The organism is Enterococcus sp. DIV1758 (assembly GCF_051711985.1).
GTDB lineage: Bacteria > Bacillota > Bacilli > Lactobacillales > Enterococcaceae > Enterococcus > Enterococcus faecalis.
Genome location: NZ_JBIOOA010000001.1, coordinates 1926110 through 1946356 on the forward strand (window position 1 = coordinate 1926110; position 20247 = coordinate 1946356).

Here is a 20247-nt window from a genome sequence, read left to right on the forward strand (position 1 = left end):
GGATCGCCTCTAAACGGCGATCCTTTTTTTACTTCAATTCTTTCCCAGTCATCTCTTCAATAGTTCGAATAGACTTTGGACCAAAGCCATGCAACGAAAGTAACGCTTTTCGGCCTCGTGCGTAGAGTTCATCCACACTGTCGATTTTTTCATTCGTTAGCGCACGAACAGCTGGCTTTGATAATTGTGTTAAAATTTGTTCAAACGTTGTTTCAGACATGCTGTCGGTTCCTCCTTAGCGGTCGAAAAACAGCGCTTTTTATTTTACAATTAATAAATCTAAGCTAGCAATTGATAACGCCATTTTAGCAATTTGCATTAATTGTTTTAATCGGTTTTGTTTGACTTTTTCATCCTCAACCATAACCATCGTTTCATTGAAGTACGCATCAATTAACGGACGTAGATTTACTAGTGCTTCATAGTTTTCTGCAATCGTGCGTGTCGCAAATGCTTCAGATAAATCGTTAACTGCTTGATACAGTTCTTTTTCTGCCTTATTTTCAAACAGACTTGGATCAATCCCTTCTTCAGTATCACCTAAAAGTTCTTGACCTTTTTTCGCTAAATTAATAACACGCGTTAAGGCTTCCATTGATGGTTTAAAATCTTGATCTTCAAAACGGCTTTTTAAAATATTCGCTGAAGCAAATAATTTCGATAAATCGGCTTGCTCAGCAGACACCACTGCATCGATAATGTCATGGCGAACATTTTTCGTCATTAATAATTGACGTAAGCGAGCTTTCACAAATTCAACGACTTCTGCTTGTCCTTCGTTTAGTAAAACGCCATATTTCTCAACATCTTGATTCACTGCTTCATCAACTTCTGTTTGTAATTGGACTAATGGGAAGGTCCAGCCTTTATCTTCAATAATTCGGATAACGCCATAGGTTTGACGACGAAGTGCATAAGGATCGTTAGAACCTGTTGGAATCATACCAACTGAGAAGAATGAAAAGACGCTGTCAAGCTTATCGGCTAAGGCTAAAACAGCCCCGATTGCTGTTTCTGGCAATTCACCTTCACTGGAAGTTGGTAGATAATGTTCTCGAATAGCCGTTGCTACAGCTGGTTTTTCGCCTTGTAATAAGGCATATTTTTCTCCCATAATTCCTTGTAATTCTGGGAATTCACCAACCATATTTGTTACTAAGTCAAATTTATAAATTTCAGAGGCACGTTTTAAATCTTCCAATTCCTCCTCAGATAAGCCAACTTTTCGACCAATGATTTGTGCAATTAGAGCAACCCGTTGCATTTTTTCATAAATTGAGCCAATCTTTTCATGGAAAGTCACATTTTTTAGTTTTTCAACACATGCTTCAATCGTTAATTTTTTATCTTCATTGTAAAAGAATTCTGCATCTTCTAAACGAGCAATTAACACTTTTTCATTTCCTTTAATCACGTTTTCAAGGTGAACATTATCCCCATTACGAACAGCGATAAAATGCGGCATTAATAAGCCTTGGTCGTTACGAACTTCAAAGTAACGTTGGTGTTCTTTCATAGAAGTCACTAATACTTCATCTGGAACAGATAAATATTTTTCATCAAAACTGCCTACAAATGCAGTTGGATATTCCACTAAATTTGTAACTTCTTCCAGTAACTCTTCATCTAAAGCTAACTGCCAATTTTTTTCTGCAGCGAGTGCGTTCGCTTGATCAACAATCATTTGTTTCCGTTCATTCGGTTGAACCACTACAAATTGTTCTTTTAATTTTGCTTCATATTCATTAGTATGTTGGAACGTCACATCGTCTCCCAAGAAACGGTGGCCACGAGAAGTTTGCCCTGTCGTCACGTCTAACACTTTGAAAGGAATTACTTCATCATCAAGTAGTGCCACAATCCAGTGAATTGGACGAATATATTCGAAATCATAGTTTGCCCAGTGCATTGTTACCGGGAAAGTTAGACTTGTAATCACGTCATTTAATTTTGTTAATACTTCTTTGGCACTTTGGCCTTTGGTAAACTTCGTCACATAGACATATTCGACACCATTTAATTCTTTGAAAACAATGTCCTCAGTTGTGACTCCTTGGCCGCGTACAAAACCTTGTGCAGCTTTTGACCAATTTCCTTCAGCATCTAAAGCAATCTTTTTCGCTGGACCTTTTACTTCTTCTTCAACATCCGCTTGTTTTTCAGGAATCGCAGTTACTTTCACGGCTAAACGACGAGGTGTGGCAAAGGATTGCACTGTTTCATAGTCTAAGTGATGTTCATCTAAAAATTTGATTACTTTTTCTTCAAGTTGGATACGGCTTGGTGTGACAACATGTGCGGGCATTTCTTCTAAGCCAATTTCTAATAATAAATCTTTTGCCATGTTATTCTGCCTCCTTGGATACACTTTGATCTTTATTTAATAATGGGAACCCTAATTTTTCACGTTCAGCCACAAAAATTTTCGCTACGGAACGAGCCATATTCCGAATGCGGGCTAAATATCCTGCACGTTCCGTTACAGAGACAGCGCCGCGAGCATCTAATAAATTGAATGTATGGCTACATTTTAAAATATAATCATAGGCTGGGTGAACTAAGCTTTCTTCAATACAGCGTTTAGCTTCTTTTTCAAATTTGTCAAAGTTTTCTAAAAGCATTTCTTGGTTACTAATTTCAAAGGAATATTTTGAATGTTCATATTCAGGTTGGACAAAAATTTCACCATATTTAACGCCTTGTGTCCATTCTAGATCATAGACACTTTCGACTTCTTGGATATATGATGCCAAGCGTTCTAACCCATAAGTAATTTCAGAAGTGACAGGATGACATTGTAAGCCCCCGACTTGTTGGAAATACGTAAATTGGGTAATTTCCATGCCATCTAACCAAACTTCCCAACCTAAACCAGCACAGCCCATTGAAGGATTTTCCCAGTTATCTTCTACAAAACGAATGTCATGTTCTAATGGATCAATTCCTAATAATTTCAAACTTTCTAGATAAAGTTCTTGGATATTTTCAGGAGAAGGCTTCATTACAACTTGGAATTGATGATGTTGGTATAGACGGTTTGGATTTTCACCATAGCGTCCATCAGCTGGACGACGAGAAGGTTCTACGTAGGCAGCATTCCATGGTTCAGGTCCAATGGCACGTAAAAACGTGTAAGGACTCATGGTACCGGCTCCCTTTTCTGTATCATAGGCTTGCATTAACATACAGCCATTAGATGACCAAAATTTTTGCAAGGTTAAAATCATTTCTTGTACGGTTAACTTGTTTTTCATTGTTTTCCTCCTTGGAATATTTTTTATAGACATAGGGATTGGCTTTGCTTCGGGAATGTAAATTTAAAAAGGGCTACAGAGAAACAATTTTGTAGAATGGGATAATTTTTATTCTGTTATAACGTTCCACATCTGCTCCATGTTTTTGGCTAAACAGTTTGTTTTAGCACAGAGGAGACAACGTTCCCTTTGGTCACCTTGTACTGTTCATCATCTACTCCATGTTTTTGGCTAAGCAGTTTGTTTTAACATAGAGGAGACAACGTTCCCTTTGGTCACCTTGTGCTGTTCCACATCTGCTCTGACACTTTTGCGCCAATTGAGCTTTTTTGAATAAACGTTACTATTTTTCTTTTGGTGTTAACTGTTTGCTTTTTTTATTCGGTTACAACGTTCCCTTTGGTCACCTTGTACTGTTCATCATCTACTCTGTCGCATTTGCGCCAATCGTAGTGATTCACAGCAAAAAGTCCCCATGCCTATTAATAGACATAGGGACGAATAATTATCGCGGTTCCACCCTACTTCCGATGTGTTCATCGGCAGCTTCGTTTGTCGTACTCCAAAGTGCCTTTCAAAAGTTCCGTGTTTCTGGCTCCCACTCTCCCAGATTCGCTTAACAGAGGGTTCTTTTTACTTCTCTTTTTCTTCGTACGTATTTAACTTCTCTATCATAATACGGTGTCTGAGGGAAGTTGTCAAATTTTTTTTAGAAAAACGACTGCTTGTTTATGTTTCTTTTTCTTCCTTCTTTCGTGGTGGAATTTTTAACGTATTTTCCCACGTTTTCATTTGATCAATAAATTTTTTGCTTTTTAAATGCAACCCGACATATTCATCGTATAACATATCAATCGTTTCTCGAATACTTTTCTTAGTTTCTTCTTTTACTTGAATGTTTTGGACTTTTTCATAGGAGACTTGCGAAAATAAGCGAATAAAATGAATTGCTCTAGGATCTGCATGGTAGCGCTGTTCATCTAAATGCCAATGTTTTTCACAAAGCACACCGCTATATTTTGAGGAATAATCAAATTTCCCTTGTGTTTCGCCACAAGCCACACAATGATGCCATTCTGGTCGTACACCAAACCGTTCTAACAATTGAATTTCAAAAATATTTGTAATGATTTCCGGATCTTTTTGCTCATTTAAAGCGGATAATGCCATGTGGGTAAATTGAAATAAGTTTGGATCATAGTGCTGATCTTCAATTGCTGCATCGACTAAGTTTAAAATATATGTTCCATATGCGTTAATAAATATGTCTTGTTGAATGTTTCGAAAAGGTTGAACTTCTTTGCTGCTATTGAGAAAAGATAAGCCTTCTTCTCTAAAATTTCCGATGTAGACGGCTTCTGTAAATGGCAGAATCGCTGGCAAAAGAGGATTATTTTTTCGATGCGCGCCTTTCACAAAAAACATCAATTTTCCATAGGATTCTGTAAAAATTTTGACGAGTTTATCCTTCTCTTTAAAATCCTTCGTAAATAAAATAATGCCTTTGGTCTCCCCTAATGCCATTCAATTCACTTCCATTTCTTATGTAAATTAGTGTAGTGTTTGGAAAGTTCGTTTATACACTCGCTTCCCAAACACTACTTTCTTAATATTCTTCTTTGCGATAACCAAAATCTTGTAAATAGATTTTTTTGTCACGCCAGTCTTTTTGGACTTTTACCCAAAGCTCCAAATACACTTTGTCATCTAATAAATATTCAATATCTTGACGCGCCTTGGTACCAATTTGTTTCAGCATTTTTCCGCCTTTGCCAATAATGATACCTTTTTGACTGTCCCGTTCCACAATAATGGTTGCTTGGACATGGACTTTATCGTTTTCATCCCGTTTCATTGAGTCCACAACGACAGCGACAGAATGAGGAATCTCATCTCTTGTTAAAAGTAACACTTTTTCACGAATTAATTCGGAAACGATAAAATATTCTGGATGATCCGTAATTTGGTCATCAGGGAAATATTGTGGTCCTTCTGGCATTTGCTCAACGAGAACATCCATCAAATGCTCAAAATTATTTCCTTCAGTGGCAGAAATGGGAATAATTTCTTTAAAGTCCATTTGTTTCGAATAGTCTTCAATAATACTCAATAAATCATCTGGATGGACTTTGTCAATTTTATTAATAATCAAGTAGACTGGACTATTATTATTTTTCAATCGTTCAATAATAAAGTCGTCACCTTTCCCGCGTTTTTGATCAGCACTTACCATAAATAAAGTAGCATCTACTTCACGCATCGCATTGTAGGCACTTTCCACCATGAAATCGCCTAAGCGGTGTTTAGGTTTGTGAATCCCTGGAGTATCGATAAAAACAATTTGTGCTTCAGGAATTGTATAAATTCCTTGAATCTTATTACGAGTTGTTTGTGCTTTGTCACTCATAATTGCAATTTTTTGGCCGACAATTCGATTTAACAATGTTGATTTTCCAACATTTGGTCTGCCGACAATGGCTACGAAACCAGATTTATGTTCAGTTGTCATTGTATTTCTCCTCTTATTTCCACATTTGAATGATTTGTAAAATTTTTGGTACAAATAGAATTAGTCCTACTAGCACTGCGAAACCGGCTGTTAATAAAACAGCTCCTGCGGCCATGTCTTTGACTTTTTTTCCGATTGGATGAAAGTGAAAATCCGTAAACATATCTACGACATTTTCAAAAATTGTGTTGATAATTTCTGCCAACCAGACAAGAAAAACGGCCAATAACAACCACAGCCATTCAGCAAGTGTTAAGGAAAACAAGAAACCAAACACAATGGCCGTGACGCCAAACGCCACATGTTTGCGCATATTACGTTCTTCTCGAAAAACTGTTTTGATTCCTTGCCAGGCAAATTCTAATGAATTAATAAAATGTTTATTTTTTCCTGTTTGCTCATCTTTTAAGGCCATACGCATCTAAAATCTCTTTCTGTAAACCAAACATTTCTTTTTCATCTTCAGGTTCCATATGATCGTACCCATTCAAATGTAAAAAGCCATGTACTGCCAAAAAGCCCATTTCTCGCTCCAATGTGTGCCCATATTCAACTGCTTGTTCTGCTGCTCGCTCTGTTGAAATAATTAAATCACCTAGATTACGTGGTAGCTCTGCCAACTCTTCATCATCAAAAATAATTGGCAATTCGTCTTCCCCTTCATCCTCTAAAGCAAAACTGATGACATCTGTAGGCATATCTTTGCCCCGATAGTCACGATTAATCACTTGGATACCTGCGTTATCTGTAAAAGTCACCGACATCTCCGTATCTTCGGCAATTTCTAGAAAACCCGCTGCAAATTGCAGCAAATTTTCGATTTCTTTGATTTCTTCTGTTGGTACTTTCTCGGTTTCATCAATGAAAGTAATATCCATTAGTCATCTCTCTTTTCTTGTTCATCTTTCATTTCTTCTGCTTCAGCTTTCATTTTTGGATACTTAATCCGTGAATGGAAGGTACTGCATAATCCATTAATTAATGATTTTTCAATGATGCGAATCTCTTTCATCGTTAACCCGCATTCATCTAATTGGCCATCTGAAATTCTATCTTGAATCACATTATGCACAAAGGCTTGAATTTTTTCGTTGGTCGGATGATCCATCGCCCGCACAGCAGCCTCACAAGTATCAGCAATACTCACAATCCCTGCTTCTCGTGTTTGTGGACGTGGCCCAGGATAACGGAAGTCTGATTCTTTAATTTCAGGATTGCGTTCTTTTGCTTTCACATAGAAAAATTTCATCAATGTTGTGCCATGATGTTGACGACAAATGTCAATCACCATTTGCGGCATATTGTACTCTTCTAAAATTTTGGCGCCATCAATTACGTGGCCAAAAATAATTTGTTTACTATCTTCTGGCAATAAAAAGTTATGTGGATTTTCTGCGCCAGCAGGTAAGTTTTCCACAAAGAAATTGGCGTGTTTAATTTTGCCAATGTCATGGTAATAACAAGCAACTCGTGTTAATAGCGACCGTCCACCAATCTCAGCAACAGCGTTAGCGCTCAAACTAGCCACCATCATGCTATGATGATAGGTACCTGGCGCTTCTTCTAACAGTTGTTTTAACAACGGATGGTTCGGATTACTTAATTCATTCAAGACAATCATACTATCATCAGTCACTAATAATTCGATATATGGATGCAAGCCCATTGTTGCTAAAAATGAAAGTACCGTTCCTGCACCTGCACAAATTAAAGCTGTCCACGTTTTACCATCTGTTAAACTCATTCCTTGATAAATCATTAAGACAACCGCCATGAAAACAGGAAAGACCACTACCCACATTAAAGCTGGGAAAACTTGCTCACTCATCCGTTTCCGTTTAACAACTGTTGCTAGAAATCCTGAGAATAAGTACATAATCAGAATAACCGTCAACGAGTTTGTGCCAATAGAATTATAAAAGATAAATAACGCAAAAACGACTTGGAAAATGGCAGCGATTATCCCTGAACGACGATTTACAAAATGATTTAGAATCAGCGGCGCAAAGGCTGCCGGATAGAACAAGGGAATATACATCAACTGCTCTGTTTGGAAAATCTGGAAGAATTTCATTAAAATAACACTGATTAGCATAGCACCCGTGTAAAAGATAATAAACGAGCGTTGTCGCGAAGGCTCAGTCACTTGTTTTGTAAAGAAAATTAACACTTCAACTTGAAGTAAAATAGCTAATGCTAATGCCACCATCGGAAAAATAGAGGTATTTTGACTAGTCATTCCTAGTAACTCAAGTTTTTCGACCGCTTTTGCATCAATTTGAGTACCTTCACGAACAATAATTTCGCCTTGATAAATCATTGCGGGTTGAACAGCATTCATCGCTTTTTGACGCAGCTCTTCTGTTCGTTTTTCATTGGCAATATCGTTTACCACAATCCCTTGGTTAACAATGTAACGAATGACTTGTTGCATGGTACTCGTAATATCTAAGTATTGAATTTTACCGTTAGCTTCTTGGCGAATTTTATCCAAATCAGATTCTCGAACGTGATTTTGCATTGCGTCATCCACCAACATCAAACTTTCTGAACGAACCTTATCCAATTGCTCAGAGGTTAATGTAAAGATTGTTTGATAAAAAACATTAGGAAAACTTTGATAAAACGTAACTTCATCTTGCGGTAAAGATTCAAACAATGACTTTAAGCTAGCTACTCGTTCTTCCACGGTCGGCGCAGGAATCGTTTCTTCCTTTTTGGCCTTCGCTTGCTTATTGCTGTACTCTTTGTCTACTTTTTCATTCGCAGAATCAATCAATTTAAATAATTTATCAATACGATTATGTTGGACAGATGCCGTATCTTCTTGATAAATATATTCGGGGGTGACAGCTTCTGCTGCCAATTTTTTTCTTTGTTCTGTTTCGTAGGTATTCTCGATATTTTTATTTGCACGAATGGTTTTCTCGGCCAGTTGACCTTCTTTAATTTCTACTCTTTTCTGATGGACACTGCCAAACATAATCATAAATAAAAGAAGAGAAAAAACGGCTAATAAAATAGGTAAGTAGGCCTTACCTAAACGATCCCCTAACTTTGTAAGTACTTTTTTCAAAAGGTACTTTCACTCCTTCCCTAACTGCTTAGGAATGCTTTTGTTGTTCTTTTTCATAGGCTTGAATAATTTGTGCTACAACCGGATGACGCACAACGTCACTGGCTTCAAAATTTACAAAGGCAATTTTTTCAATGTCTTTTAACGTACGCTCGGCGTTAACTAAACCACTTGTTACACCACGTGGCAAGTCAATTTGACTAGTATCTCCATTAACAATCATTTTTGAACTAAACCCTAAACGAGTTAAAAACATTTTCATTTGGGCAACCGTGGTATTTTGTGCTTCATCTAGAATGACAAAAGCATCATCCAATGTACGACCACGCATATAAGCAAGCGGGGCAATTTCAATAACGCCGCGTTCCATTAAGCGATTTGTATGATCCATACCAAAAATTTGATATAAGGCATCGTAAACTGGACGTAAATAAGGATCGACTTTTTCTTTTAAGTCACCTGGTAAAAAGCCCAAGCTTTCGCCAGCTTCCACCGCTGGACGAGTTAAAATAATTTTTTGTACTTCGCCTTTTTTCAAAGCTGCTACCGCCATCACCACGGCTAAAAAGGTTTTTCCTGTCCCCGCAGGCCCCACCCCGAAAATGACGTCATGAGTTTTAACTGCATCGATATATTTTTTTTGACCAACATTCTTAATTCGGATGGCCCGACCATGATGGTCCTTCATAATTTCTTCTTCATACATGGCAATAAACGCCTCTAAATTTCCAGCTTTGGCCATTTTTAAAGCAGAAACGACATCTGGCGTATGCACTTTGATGCCTCGTTGAATTAATGTTTGCAGCGCTCTTAACACGGAAGCGACTAACTCTACCTCTGATGATTCGCCAATTAACTGAATAACTTCGCCACGACTATTAATCGTTACGTGGGTATTCTCTTCTAAAAATTTGATATGTTTATCATGTGTTCCTAAAAGCATGTGTGCATCATCAGAATCAGTAAGTATTAATTCCAAAGATTTTGACTGATTATCTGTCAAAAAACGTCCATCTCCTTTATTATATAGTCCTTTACAATGATACCACATTCTTATCTGTTTAAAAAGAAGTCGTACCTGATTTGACTTTGAAAGTCAAAAAAGAGAAAACCGTAAAAAGCTACCGGTTTTCTCTTTACATAAAAAAACTAGGACAGTATCCTGTCCTAGTTTCGATAACGCTCTTAGTTTTCTTGTAATAATTCTTTCACAATTGCGTTAACTTGGTTGCCATCGGCTTTGCCTTTGACTTTCGGCATCATAGCGCCCATCACTTTACCAAAATCTTTTGGTGAAGTGGCGCCAGTTTGCGTCATTACCTCTTGAACTAGTTGACGAATTTCTTCCTCTGTTAGTTGTTGAGGCATATATTTTTCAACAATTGCTATTTCAACTTTTACTTTTTCAACAAGATCGTCGCGTCCCGCCTTTTCAAACTCTGATAAAGAATCTTTTCTCTGTTTCATCTCACGAGACAATACAGTGAGTTCTTCTTCTCCGTTCAATTCACGGCCCGCTTTAATCTGATCATTTTGAATGGCAGTCTTTAACATACGAAGTACGGCTAAAGTTTCTTTGTCTTTAGCTTTCATCGCTGTTTTAATGTCGTCATTCAATGTGGTTAGCAATGACATACCACCAACTCCAATTCATTCAAAACTAGAATTTTTTACGTTTTCTAGCTGCTTCAGATTTTTTCTTACGCTTTACACTTGGTTTTTCGTAGAATTCACGTTTACGTGATTCTTGTAAAGTACCCGCTTTTGAAACGGAACGTTTGAAGCGACGAAGAGCATCATCAAGAGATTCGTTTTTACGAACGACTGTTTTTGACATGTTATTCCCTCCCTCCGAGCTTAAAAAGTAACCGTTTTTCTTATTTGTGGGAAAAACCCACAAATTAAAATACTGTCCTTGTTATATTATAGCTAAAGCATAAATAACCGTCAACCACTCTACTGATAAAATACGAAATTTTTGTTTGATTTTTCGTCTTATTCGCTATTTTTCGCAACAATCGGCACAACGACCAAGTATTTCAAAGCGATGTCCTTCAATTGAACAACCTTTTAACTGTTCTTCAAAAAAATTCATCGGACACATGTGAATTTCTTCCGTTTTGCCACAAACCGTACAAATAAAGTGATGATGATGTTCCACCTCTTGGCAACAACGGAAGCGAAACTTTTGCTCGCCATTTAATTCTGTTTTTTCTAGCAATTCTAAGCGCTCAAAGTCATGCAAGTTACGATAAACCGTATCATAACTGACTCCTTTAAAGGTTTCATTCATAAATTCATACACTTCACGTGCAGAAACATACCGATTTCGCTTAATCAAATAGCTCATCAGTAATTCTCGTTTTTTAGTATATTTTAATCCACTGGCTTTCATGGTTTCTAAGGCTTGTTCAATATTGGTTTTTACTGGTGCCATCGCCATTTCCTCCCTCACCAACCTAAATCAGAATCATTACGAAATAGATTCTGGACTTATGGTATAATAAAATTATTAAAAATGCAAGAAAGGACTTACCCTCTATGACTATTTCTGAAGAAAAAAAATGTGTGACGATTTTTGTCATCTCAGATTCTGCTGGCGAGACCGCTTCAAAATTGGCGGCTGCTTCAATGGCCCAGTACCCCACTGTTGATTTTACTTTGATTAGACGAACATTCGTTAAAGACGAAGATAAACTGGTGCAAGCGTTAGAAGATGCCAAAAAAGCAGAGGCCATGGTACTGCATACTATCATTAATGATCATCTCGTGGCGATTGCTAATCAATTTTTCAATGAGCATCAATTGTTCCATTTTGACATTTTGACACCACCTGTTGCGGAAATCGAACGATTAACAGGTGTCGCACCTATGCGGGAACCAGGTGCCTTACATCATCTGAATGAAAATTATTTTAAACGAATTGAAGCAATGGAATTTGCTGTCAAATATGACGATGGCAAGGACCCACGAGGCTTTTTAGAAGCGGATGTGTTACTTCTTGGTGTTTCCCGAACTTCTAAAACACCGCTAAGTCTCTTTTTAGCCAACAAGAACTTAAAAGTTGCTAATTTGCCACTAATTCCTGAAGCACATTTACCGAAACAATTATTCGAAATGGACCCTAAAAAAATTGTTGGCTTAACCAACGATCCCAATGTTTTAAACGGGATTCGTAAAGAACGAATGCGCGCATATGGATTGCCTGAAAATACTTCTTATTCAGATATTGAAAAAATTCGGCGAGAACTGGCTTTTGCTAATGATCTTTATCAAAAATTAGGTTGTATCGTTATTGATGTCGCTTCTCTTTCAATTGAAGAAACTGCCTCAATGATTCTTAATGCTTTGAACTTAGAAGATCATAGTTATTATTCCACGGAAACCTCCGAGGATTAAAAAAAACGAGAAAAAATCACTAGTGATTTTTTCTCGTTTTTTTAAAAGACTTGAACGCCTTCTTGATCAATATTGAAAATTTGGATGCTCGATTTGGTAGATAATTTCTCCAAGCTTTGAACAATTTCGTTGGTTCGTTCTTCTGGCGATAAGATTAGAACAGTAGGACCAGCACCGCTTAAGAAAGAGCCATAAGCACCTTTTTGCTGAGTTAAACGACGAATTTCTTTTAAGTGAGGAACCAATGAACGACGATACGTTTCATGCCATTTATCTTGTTCCATCATTTTGCCTGCTAAAGGTAAATCCCCGTTTAAAATTGCGGCAATCATTACATTGGCAATTGAGCTGGCCGCGACTGCTTCTTTATAAGCCAATTTTTCGGGCAAAACAGCACGACTTTTTTCGGTAAATAATGGTTCCTCTGGAATAAATGCAATGACATCACACATTGGAAAGTGATGTTTGACATGGTAGACTTGGTTTTCTACATGGCTAGCCACCACGAAATCTCCTAAAATAGCTGGGGCCACATTATCCGGATGTCCTTCCATCTCTGTGGCCAAACGGACCTTTTCTTTAGGGGACAAATTTAAATGTGCTAGTCGGTTAGCTAATTCAATTCCTGCTACAATCACACTTGAGCTACTGCCTAGTCCTCTTGCAAGGGGAATGTCAGAAACCATCCGAATAACTTTTGGTGTTAATTCTGGTGCAATTTTCAATGCCGTTTGAATTAATAAATTCTCTTCATTAGTAGGAATCTCTTCTCCCAAAGTATGTTGAATTTCCCAAAATTCACTTTCACCTAAAACGTTGATTGTTAAATAAGCGGATAATGCAATGCCACATGAATCAAAGCCAGGTCCTAAGTTGGCACTAGTGGCAGGTACTCTTATTTTCATAGTGTTGCGACTCCTTTTCGTAAGTGCAGACGCATTTCTTCCACGTCACTCATTTTTGAAATAGTTACTTCTGTCTCCATTGCTGTATCAGGATCTTTCAGTCCGTTACCAGTAAAGACTGCCACGACGGTTTCACCTGCTTTGATTTTACCGCTTTTAACATGTTGAATAACTCCAGCTAATGAGGCAGCCGAACCAGGTTCAATGAAAACCCCATCTTGAGCAGCAATTTTTCGGTAAGCCGTTAAAATTTCTTGATCTGTCACGGCATCAATGAAACCACCCGATTCATCGCGTGCCTGTTCTGCTAATTGCCAACTAGCAGGATTTCCAATCCGGATCGCTGTCGCCACGGTTTCAGGTTGCTCAATCACTTGTCCTTTCACGATTGCTGCGGCACCTTCTGCTTCAAAACCATGCATTCTTGGTAAAGTTGTTCCTTGTTTTTCATGCCATTCTTTAAAGCCTTTCCAGTAAGCGGAAATATTGCCGGCATTTCCAACTGGAATCGCTAAGACATCGGGCGCTTGACCTAATTGTTCACAAACTTCAAAAGCTGCTGTCTTTTGCCCTTCTAAGCGATAAGGATTCACTGAATTAACTAGCGCAACTGCCTCAGTTTTCGCAATCTCTCGCACCGCTTTTAATGCTTCATCAAAGTTACCTGGAATCGAAATAATGTCCGCCCCATACATAATAGCTTGCGCCAATTTTCCCAGTGCGATTTTTCCTTCTGGAATCACTACATACGCTTTAATGCCTGCTCTTGTGGCATACGCAGCAGCGGCGGCACTAGTATTTCCTGTAGAAGCACAAACAATCGCTTTGGCACCTTCTTCTACCGCTTTTGCTACAGCCATCACCATCCCGCGATCTTTGAATGAGCCAGTGGGATTTAAGCCTTCGTATTTTCCATATAATTGAATACCTAATTCTTTGGATAAATTAGGTAAAGGAATCAGTGGCGTATTTCCTTCGGCTAAAGAAATCATTGGTGTTTTTTCTGTTACGGGCAAATACGCTTGATACTGTTTTAACAAACCTTCATACATGTTTACTCATCTCCTATAACCTTCATTACATTCAATAACTGAAAGGCTTCCGTATTTTGAATAGCTGTCACAACTTGTTGCATTTGTGCTTTTGATATCTGGTGTGTAATGGCAACAATTCTTGCTCGCTGTCCATCTGATCTCTGTTGAACTAATTGATCAAAGCTGACTTCTGCTTTAGTCATTAATTGTGTCAACTGCAAAAATTGTCCTGGTGTATCTGGAACATCTAACGAAAAATAGTACTGCCCAAATACATTTTCGGAACGCGTCAATTGGGTTTTATGTTGATACGAATTGAACATATGGCCAGTCGTTGTCAAGCGAATGTTTTTAGCAATCGTAATTAAATCACTGACAACACTGGTTGCTGTCGGTTTAGCGCCAGCTCCTGGACCGTAATACATTGATTCGCCCACGCCTGCACTTTTTATAAATACTGCATTGTACTCATTACGAACAGATGCAATAGGATGCTTTTGATTGACTAGCATAGGCGCTACTTCCACCGAGATACTATTCTCATTTTGTTCAGCAGAGCCAATCAATTTGATTTCATACCCCAGTTGTTTAGCCATAGCGACATCATCTAAAGACAATCCGCGAATTCCACGAATATCAACTTGTGGTAATGAAACATTCATCCCAAAAGCAAATTGACTTAAAATAACCATTTTATAGGCTGCATCGATTCCATCGACATCATTTGTCGGATCCGCTTCAGCAAATCCCAACGCTTGCGCTTCTGCTAAAGCTTCTTCATAACTTTTATCAGCAGAAACCATTTGCGTAAGCATATAATTCGTCGTACCGTTCACAATTCCTAAAACTTGTTGAATATTGTCTGCCGCTAAGCTATTAGCAATTGTTCTTAAAATAGGAATCCCGCCAGCAACACTTGCTTCGTAATATAAATCACAATGATGTTTTTGGGCTAACGCTACTAATTCACTCCCATGTTGCGCCAGTAAATCTTTATTGGCAGTCACAATATGTTTGCCCTTTTCTAAAGCTTTCATGATATACGTTTTGGCTGGTTCAATGGTTCCCATTAATTCCACAACGATTTGAATCTCTTTATCTTCTAAAATATCATCAATTGAAGTTGTTAAAGACAGACCGTATTCTTCCGCTTGCGCTTGTTTCGTTTCAAGATTTCGGACAAATGCTTTTTCAATGACTACATTCATTCCTGTCACTTGTGAAATTTTCTCTTGATGTTCTTTCAAGAGAGTTAAAACGCCAGTGCCTACAGTCCCTAATCCTAGTAACCCGATCTTTAAGGTATCCTTCATTTTTACCTCCATCAACAGCGCTATTCTAGTTACGCTATTTTTTCCTACTTTTTATCGATGTTCAATATGCTCAAAGGTCTGATTTAAAATATCTATTACATGATGATCATCTAATGTATAAAAAATCGTTTTTCCTTCGCGACGTGCCTTGACAACCCGGCTATCTCTTAATAATTTTAGTTGATGAGAAACGGCGGACTGTTCCATTTCCAATTGTTCACTAATCGCCGTTACGTTATGCTCGCCTTCTTTTAAAAGTAGCAAAATTCTTAAACGTGTTGGATCACTTAATACTTTATATAATTGACTTACTTGTTTGATTTCTTCCATTTGTTTCATTATAGTCGCCTCACTTTCCACTCATTATAACACAGAGTTTTTTAAAATAAGAACTGCGATTGTTCTTTCCTACGAAAAATATGGCACAAAGAAAGTCGGAAAAATGACAAACTTGTCGATTTTCCAACTTTCTTCATCTATTCGTGGTTGGCTTGCTGAACTGCATCCATCACGGCATAACGGAAGCCATTTTTTTCTAGAGCTACGACACCGCGAATCGTACTTCCTCCTGGAGAAGTCACTTCATCTTTCAATGCTCCTGGGTGTTTTTTCGTGTCTAAGGCTAAGGTCGCCGTTCCTTTTATCATTTGAGCGACAATTTCATAAGATAAGTCCCTTGGTAACCCTTCTAAGACTGCTGCATCTCCCAATGCTTCCATAAAGATATCAACAAAAGCTGGACTGCAACCAGCCACAGTGCCAAAAGTTTCCAGTTGTGCTTCACGAATTTCTTTGACTAACCCTAAAGTAGCAAGAAGTTCCATTACCAGGTCCTTCGTTTGGCCTTCAATTGTTGGTGCCAAGGCTACGCCAATCACGCCTTGATTCACGCTAACTGGTGTATTAGGAATGGCATGAACAACTTTAGCTTCTTTATTGCCAAGGGCCATTTGTGCTTCTTGTATGGTATGACCTGTTGCAACAGAAATCAATAGACTTTCGTTGGAAAAATGAGGGGCTAATTCCTGAAGGACAGGTAACACGACCTTTGCTCCTGTCGCAATAAAAATAACCTTACATTCTTGGAAAAGTGCATAATCTGTGACAAGTTGAAAGCCCCACTCTTTTTGAAGTGCTTCTGCTGTTCCACTTGAGCCGCCTTTCACATATAAATGTTCCTTCTTGACTGCCTCAGCTTTTAGTAACCCTTTAATCATGGCACCGCCCATACTGCCAGCACCGATAAAGCCAATTTTCATAGCATTCCCTCCTTAGTTAAATAAAGTGTTTGTGTCAAAAGTCAATTAGCTTTTGACACAAACACTAACATTCGTACTTTTTTCCGTACAGCCTGTTTCGTTTATTTTATTTTGTTAATTCATTAACGACTGCTTCAAACGCAGCAATTTTTTCAGAAGCTTCTGAACTACTTGTTGCTTTTGTCGCTAGATAGAATTTAATTTTTGGTTCTGTTCCTGATGGTCGGATAGCAATCCAACTGCCATCTTCTAAATGATATTTCAGCACATCAGAAGGAGGCGTTTGTAATTGTTCTGTTTGACCATCTGCAAAAATGCGTGTTAATTCTTTAAAATCTTCCGTTTGAGTAACTTGAATCCCGGCAAACTCAGTTGGCGCTTGTTCACGACATTTTGCCATTAAAGCTTTGATTTTACCGCTTCCTTCAATTCCGCTCATTGTTACGGAAATAGTTTTTTCTTCAAAGTAACCAAATTCTTCAAAGATATCTTGTAAGCCATCGTATAATGTTTTTCCTTGTTTTTTATAGAAAGCCGCTACTTCTGCTAATAAAACTAACGCTTGAATTGCATCTTTATCACGAACAAAAGGTTTCACTAAGTAACCATAACTTTCTTCAAAACCAAACATAAACGTTTGACTGTGGTCTTCTTCGTATTGTTGAATTTTTTCAGCAATAAATTTGAAACCTGTTAAAACATTAAACATCTTCGTATTATATTTCTCAGCAATCGCTGTAGCAAGTTCACTAGAAACGATTGATTTTAGAACCGCAGCATTTTGAGGCAACGTGCCTGCTTGTTGATGGGCTTCTAAAATATAATGAATCATAATTGAACCTAATTGATTTCCTGTTAATACTTGGTAGTCTCCGTTTGGCATCCGCACAGCAGCACCTAAACGATCAGCATCTGGATCTGTTGCAATCAATAAATCAGCGCCTTCTTTTTCCCCTAAACGAATCGCATATTCGAATGCCGAATGTTCTTCAGGGTTTGGTGACTTAACTGTAGTAAAGTCAGGATCAGCAACGGCTTGCTCAGGTACTAAAACAAATTTTTCAAAACCGGCTTGTTTTAATGCCTTTTCTCCTAACATTTTCCCAGTTCCATGTAAGGGAGTGTAAACTAATTTTAATTCTTTACCCATTTCGTTAATTAATTCTTGATTAATCGTAACTGTTTTAATTTCTTTCAAATACGCATTATCGACTTCTTCACCAATAATGTTAATTAAACCGCTGTGGGCAACTTCTTCATCTGATAAGACATCAATTTTCAAAGGATTTTCGATACTACGAACATATTTAGTTAATGCATCTGCATCAGCTGGCGGCATTTGACCACCGTCTTCACCATAGACTTTGTAGCCATTATAGGCAGCTGGATTGTGAGAAGCCGTAATCATGATTCCCGCAAAAGCTTTAAAGTAGCGGACCGCAAAAGATAATTCTGGTGTTGGTCGTAAGCTTTCAAACACAAAAGAAGGAATATCATGTTTAGCTAATGTTTTAGCTGCTTCCATTGCAAATTCTGGAGACATATGACGTGAATCATAGGCAATGGCTACACCGCGACGTTTTGTTTCAGGATCTTGCGTATCCATAAAACGTGCAAGTCCTTCTGTTGCTTGACGAACCGTAAAGATATTCATCCGATTAATACCGGCGCCTAAAATCCCGCGCATCCCGGCAGTCCCAAATTCTAATGGTGCGTAAAATGCATCTTCACATTTTTCAGGGTCTGTATTTAAGTCCTTTAATTCATTTTTTAAATTTTCTGGAATATTTTCTTCATTTAACCATTGTTGGTAAACTTGTTCCCAAGACATGGAAAACACCTCATTTGTTTTTTTGTTTTTACTTTTTAAGTATAGCATTGGATATTCGTTTAGAAAAGGGAAGTTGTAGCGTTTTCTCTCAGCAAATGATTTTTATAAGAAAAATCTTACTTAGTGTTCTATTTTTGTTTGTCTATTTTCAGAAAGCTGTCGTGTAATCCGTACCATTCGCTCACAAAAAAGAGGCATTTCTTCTGGTGAAATTCGGGAACAGTTCAAGCGAATACTTCCACGTTTTTCACTAAAAGCGACACTTGGTGCTACCAAAACACCTTCTCGTAAAAACACTTGCCACTCTTCTAGCTTAAGTGCCCCTTGACGCCAATGTGCCCATAAATAAAAGCCGCCTTTTACTGGCGAAACTTCCCATTCTGGCAACGATTTAAATACTTGATATACAGCTGTTGCTCGTTGTTCCACTTGTTTATTTAATAACGTAATTTTTTCAGAAAAAGAAGGATCTTCAATCGCCATTTTAGCGAGCATCTGCGGAAAAATACTCAACGAAACATCCATCATTTTTCTGGCTTCTGCAATTTGTTTCGTCACGGAGGCGGGCGCACTTAACCAACCAATTTTCGTGGTCGAACCTAAAATTTTTGACAACGAACCGATATACAAGACATTGTCTGGATCTAATTTTTTTAAAGGAGGAATTTCTGTTTTCGGGATAAAACTTAGCTGCCCAAAAACATCATCTTCTAAAATAGGAACTTGATACGTTTGACAGACTTTCACGAGCTGTTCTCTTTTTCTTAAAGGCATCACTGTCCCAGTCGGATTTTGAAAGGAAGGATTAACCATAACCATTTTGATGCGATGTTGTCGGATTGTTTGTTCTAGCGCTTCAAGATCAATCCCTTCCTCTGTCATGGGCACACCAAATAAGCGCACACCAGCAGCTTGGAAAATTGGTAAGGCATAGAAGAAAGATGGATCTTCTACGGCAACACTATCTCCTTGTCTCAATAAAACTTGTAAAACTAAAAAAAGTGCTTGTTGCGCACCTGAAGTAAGCAATAAACTTTCACTTGGTAAATGAAGCTGATATTCCGTTGCTGTAATGGCTTGGATTTCTTTTCTTAACGGCAAATAACCTAATTCATCTTGTGCTTCCTCTTTTAAAAATTGTTTCCAATTTAATGCTGGAAAATCGAAACTGGGAATTAAGTCTAACGGTAACTCACCTGTATACATATCTAAGTCAGTCGGCAAATTTTGTTTAGCACGTAACTCAATCTCTGCCACCAAGGGATGAGCTTGTTTGAACACATTTTGTTCTAAATAACGATGCCAATCCGTTCGTGGCGTCATCATTACCCCCCATTTTCCTTCGTTGACGATCGTTCCACTCCCTCTTTTTCGCACAATCCAGCCTAAGTCCACCAGTTCATCTAATGCATGAACAACGGTTGAACGATTGACAGACAAGTATTCTGCCAGTTTACGTTCCGAAGGGATTTTTTCACCTGGTAATAATTCGCCTGTTTGAATCTTTTGAACAATCATTTCCATAATACTGCGATAAATGGGAACACTTTGTTCTTTTTTAAGTTGCCACATAGCCATCACCTCAACAATTGGATGAGTTAAAAGTAATCCAGTTTAATGCTTTTGTCAATCGAAAATACAAGAAAAGTGGAACAGCCGTTTTGACG

General features: G+C 38.0%; 20 protein-coding genes. 1 reads left to right on the plus strand and 19 read right to left on the minus strand.

Annotation, left to right across the window (positions count from 1 at the left end):
- Window positions 1-28 precede the first annotated feature (28 nt).
- The 12 genes from IGJ52_RS09270 to IGJ52_RS09325 all read right to left on the minus strand — a co-directional run bounded on the left by IGJ52_RS09270 (window position 29) and on the right by IGJ52_RS09325 (window position 11282).
- Window positions 29-220 (minus strand): DNA-directed RNA polymerase subunit alpha C-terminal domain-containing protein, encoded by a 192-nt coding sequence (locus tag IGJ52_RS09270; RefSeq protein WP_002382766.1) that lies wholly within the window; start codon window positions 218-220, stop codon window positions 29-31.
- A gap of 39 nt (window positions 221-259) precedes the next feature.
- Window positions 260-2344 (minus strand): glycine--tRNA ligase subunit beta, encoded by a 2085-nt coding sequence (gene glyS / locus IGJ52_RS09275; RefSeq protein ID WP_438792048.1) that lies wholly within the window; start codon window positions 2342-2344, stop codon window positions 260-262.
- Between the two features lies 1 nt (window position 2345).
- Window positions 2346-3254, minus strand: a complete 909-nt coding sequence (gene glyQ, locus IGJ52_RS09280) for a glycine--tRNA ligase subunit alpha (RefSeq protein WP_002379669.1) — start codon at window positions 3252-3254, stop codon at window positions 2346-2348.
- A 729-nt stretch (window positions 3255-3983) separates the two neighbouring features.
- The gene (recO, locus tag IGJ52_RS09285; protein ID WP_002374343.1) at window positions 3984-4778 is read right to left on the minus strand and encodes a DNA repair protein RecO; all 795 of its coding nucleotides are present in this window, start codon (window positions 4776-4778) and stop codon (window positions 3984-3986) included.
- Window positions 4779-4860: 82 nt separating this feature from the next.
- Window positions 4861-5763, minus strand: a complete 903-nt coding sequence (gene era / locus IGJ52_RS09290; protein WP_002359745.1) for a GTPase Era — start codon at window positions 5761-5763, stop codon at window positions 4861-4863.
- A gap of 13 nt (window positions 5764-5776) precedes the next feature.
- Window positions 5777-6178 (minus strand): diacylglycerol kinase family protein, encoded by a 402-nt coding sequence (locus IGJ52_RS09295; protein WP_002382764.1) that lies wholly within the window; start codon window positions 6176-6178, stop codon window positions 5777-5779.
- Entirely contained in the window at window positions 6162-6641 is a 480-nt protein-coding gene (gene ybeY, locus IGJ52_RS09300) for an rRNA maturation RNase YbeY (protein ID WP_002356745.1), read from the minus strand. Before ybeY ends, IGJ52_RS09295 begins: the two co-directional genes overlap by 17 nt.
- Window positions 6641-8839: an HD family phosphohydrolase gene (locus IGJ52_RS09305; RefSeq protein WP_002382763.1), complete on the minus strand. Its 2199-nt coding sequence runs from the start codon at window positions 8837-8839 to the stop codon at window positions 6641-6643. Before IGJ52_RS09305 ends, ybeY begins: the two co-directional genes overlap by 1 nt.
- 28 nt (window positions 8840-8867) lie before the next feature.
- Window positions 8868-9782, minus strand: coding sequence for a PhoH family protein (locus tag IGJ52_RS09310; protein ID WP_369810298.1), 915 nt, complete (start codon window positions 9780-9782; stop codon window positions 8868-8870).
- Between the two features lie 242 nt (window positions 9783-10024).
- Window positions 10025-10474: a GatB/YqeY domain-containing protein gene (locus IGJ52_RS09315; protein ID WP_002356741.1), complete on the minus strand. Its 450-nt coding sequence runs from the start codon at window positions 10472-10474 to the stop codon at window positions 10025-10027.
- Between the two features lie 25 nt (window positions 10475-10499).
- Entirely contained in the window at window positions 10500-10676 is a 177-nt protein-coding gene (gene rpsU / locus IGJ52_RS09320) for a 30S ribosomal protein S21 (RefSeq protein ID WP_002356740.1), read from the minus strand.
- Window positions 10677-10841: 165 nt separating this feature from the next.
- Window positions 10842-11282 (minus strand): Fur family transcriptional regulator, encoded by a 441-nt coding sequence (locus tag IGJ52_RS09325; RefSeq protein WP_002387080.1) that lies wholly within the window; start codon window positions 11280-11282, stop codon window positions 10842-10844.
- Window positions 11283-11380: 98 nt separating this feature from the next.
- Here IGJ52_RS09325 and IGJ52_RS09330 point away from each other — a divergent pair, with 98 nt between their 5' ends.
- A complete protein-coding gene (locus IGJ52_RS09330) occupies window positions 11381-12238 on the plus strand; it encodes a pyruvate, water dikinase regulatory protein (protein WP_002382760.1) in 858 nt (285 codons plus the stop codon).
- Between the two features lie 41 nt (window positions 12239-12279).
- Here the strand turns inward: IGJ52_RS09330 and thrB are convergent, their stop codons facing one another.
- The 7 genes from thrB to IGJ52_RS09365 form a co-directional block, all read right to left on the minus strand.
- A complete protein-coding gene (thrB, locus tag IGJ52_RS09335; RefSeq protein ID WP_438792049.1) occupies window positions 12280-13143 on the minus strand; it encodes a homoserine kinase in 864 nt (287 codons plus the stop codon).
- Window positions 13140-14195, minus strand: a complete 1056-nt coding sequence (gene thrC, locus IGJ52_RS09340) for a threonine synthase (protein WP_002368976.1) — start codon at window positions 14193-14195, stop codon at window positions 13140-13142. Before thrC ends, thrB begins: the two co-directional genes overlap by 4 nt.
- 2 nt (window positions 14196-14197) lie before the next feature.
- Window positions 14198-15490 carry a homoserine dehydrogenase gene (locus IGJ52_RS09345; RefSeq protein WP_010715370.1) on the minus strand — a complete coding sequence of 431 codons (1293 nt, stop codon included), beginning with the start codon at window positions 15488-15490 and terminating at the stop codon, window positions 14198-14200.
- 51 nt (window positions 15491-15541) lie between these two features.
- On the minus strand, window positions 15542-15850 hold the full coding sequence (locus IGJ52_RS09350) for an ArsR/SmtB family transcription factor (RefSeq protein WP_438792050.1): 309 nt from the start codon (window positions 15848-15850) through the stop codon (window positions 15542-15544).
- 116 nt (window positions 15851-15966) lie between these two features.
- Window positions 15967-16749: a pyrroline-5-carboxylate reductase gene (gene proC, locus IGJ52_RS09355; protein WP_002362189.1), complete on the minus strand. Its 783-nt coding sequence runs from the start codon at window positions 16747-16749 to the stop codon at window positions 15967-15969.
- Window positions 16750-16855: 106 nt separating this feature from the next.
- Entirely contained in the window at window positions 16856-18580 is a 1725-nt protein-coding gene (locus IGJ52_RS09360; protein ID WP_438792051.1) for a phospho-sugar mutase, read from the minus strand.
- A 120-nt stretch (window positions 18581-18700) separates the two neighbouring features.
- On the minus strand, window positions 18701-20152 hold the full coding sequence (locus IGJ52_RS09365; protein ID WP_438792052.1) for a PLP-dependent aminotransferase family protein: 1452 nt from the start codon (window positions 20150-20152) through the stop codon (window positions 18701-18703).
- Between the last annotated feature and the right edge of the window lie 95 nt (window positions 20153-20247).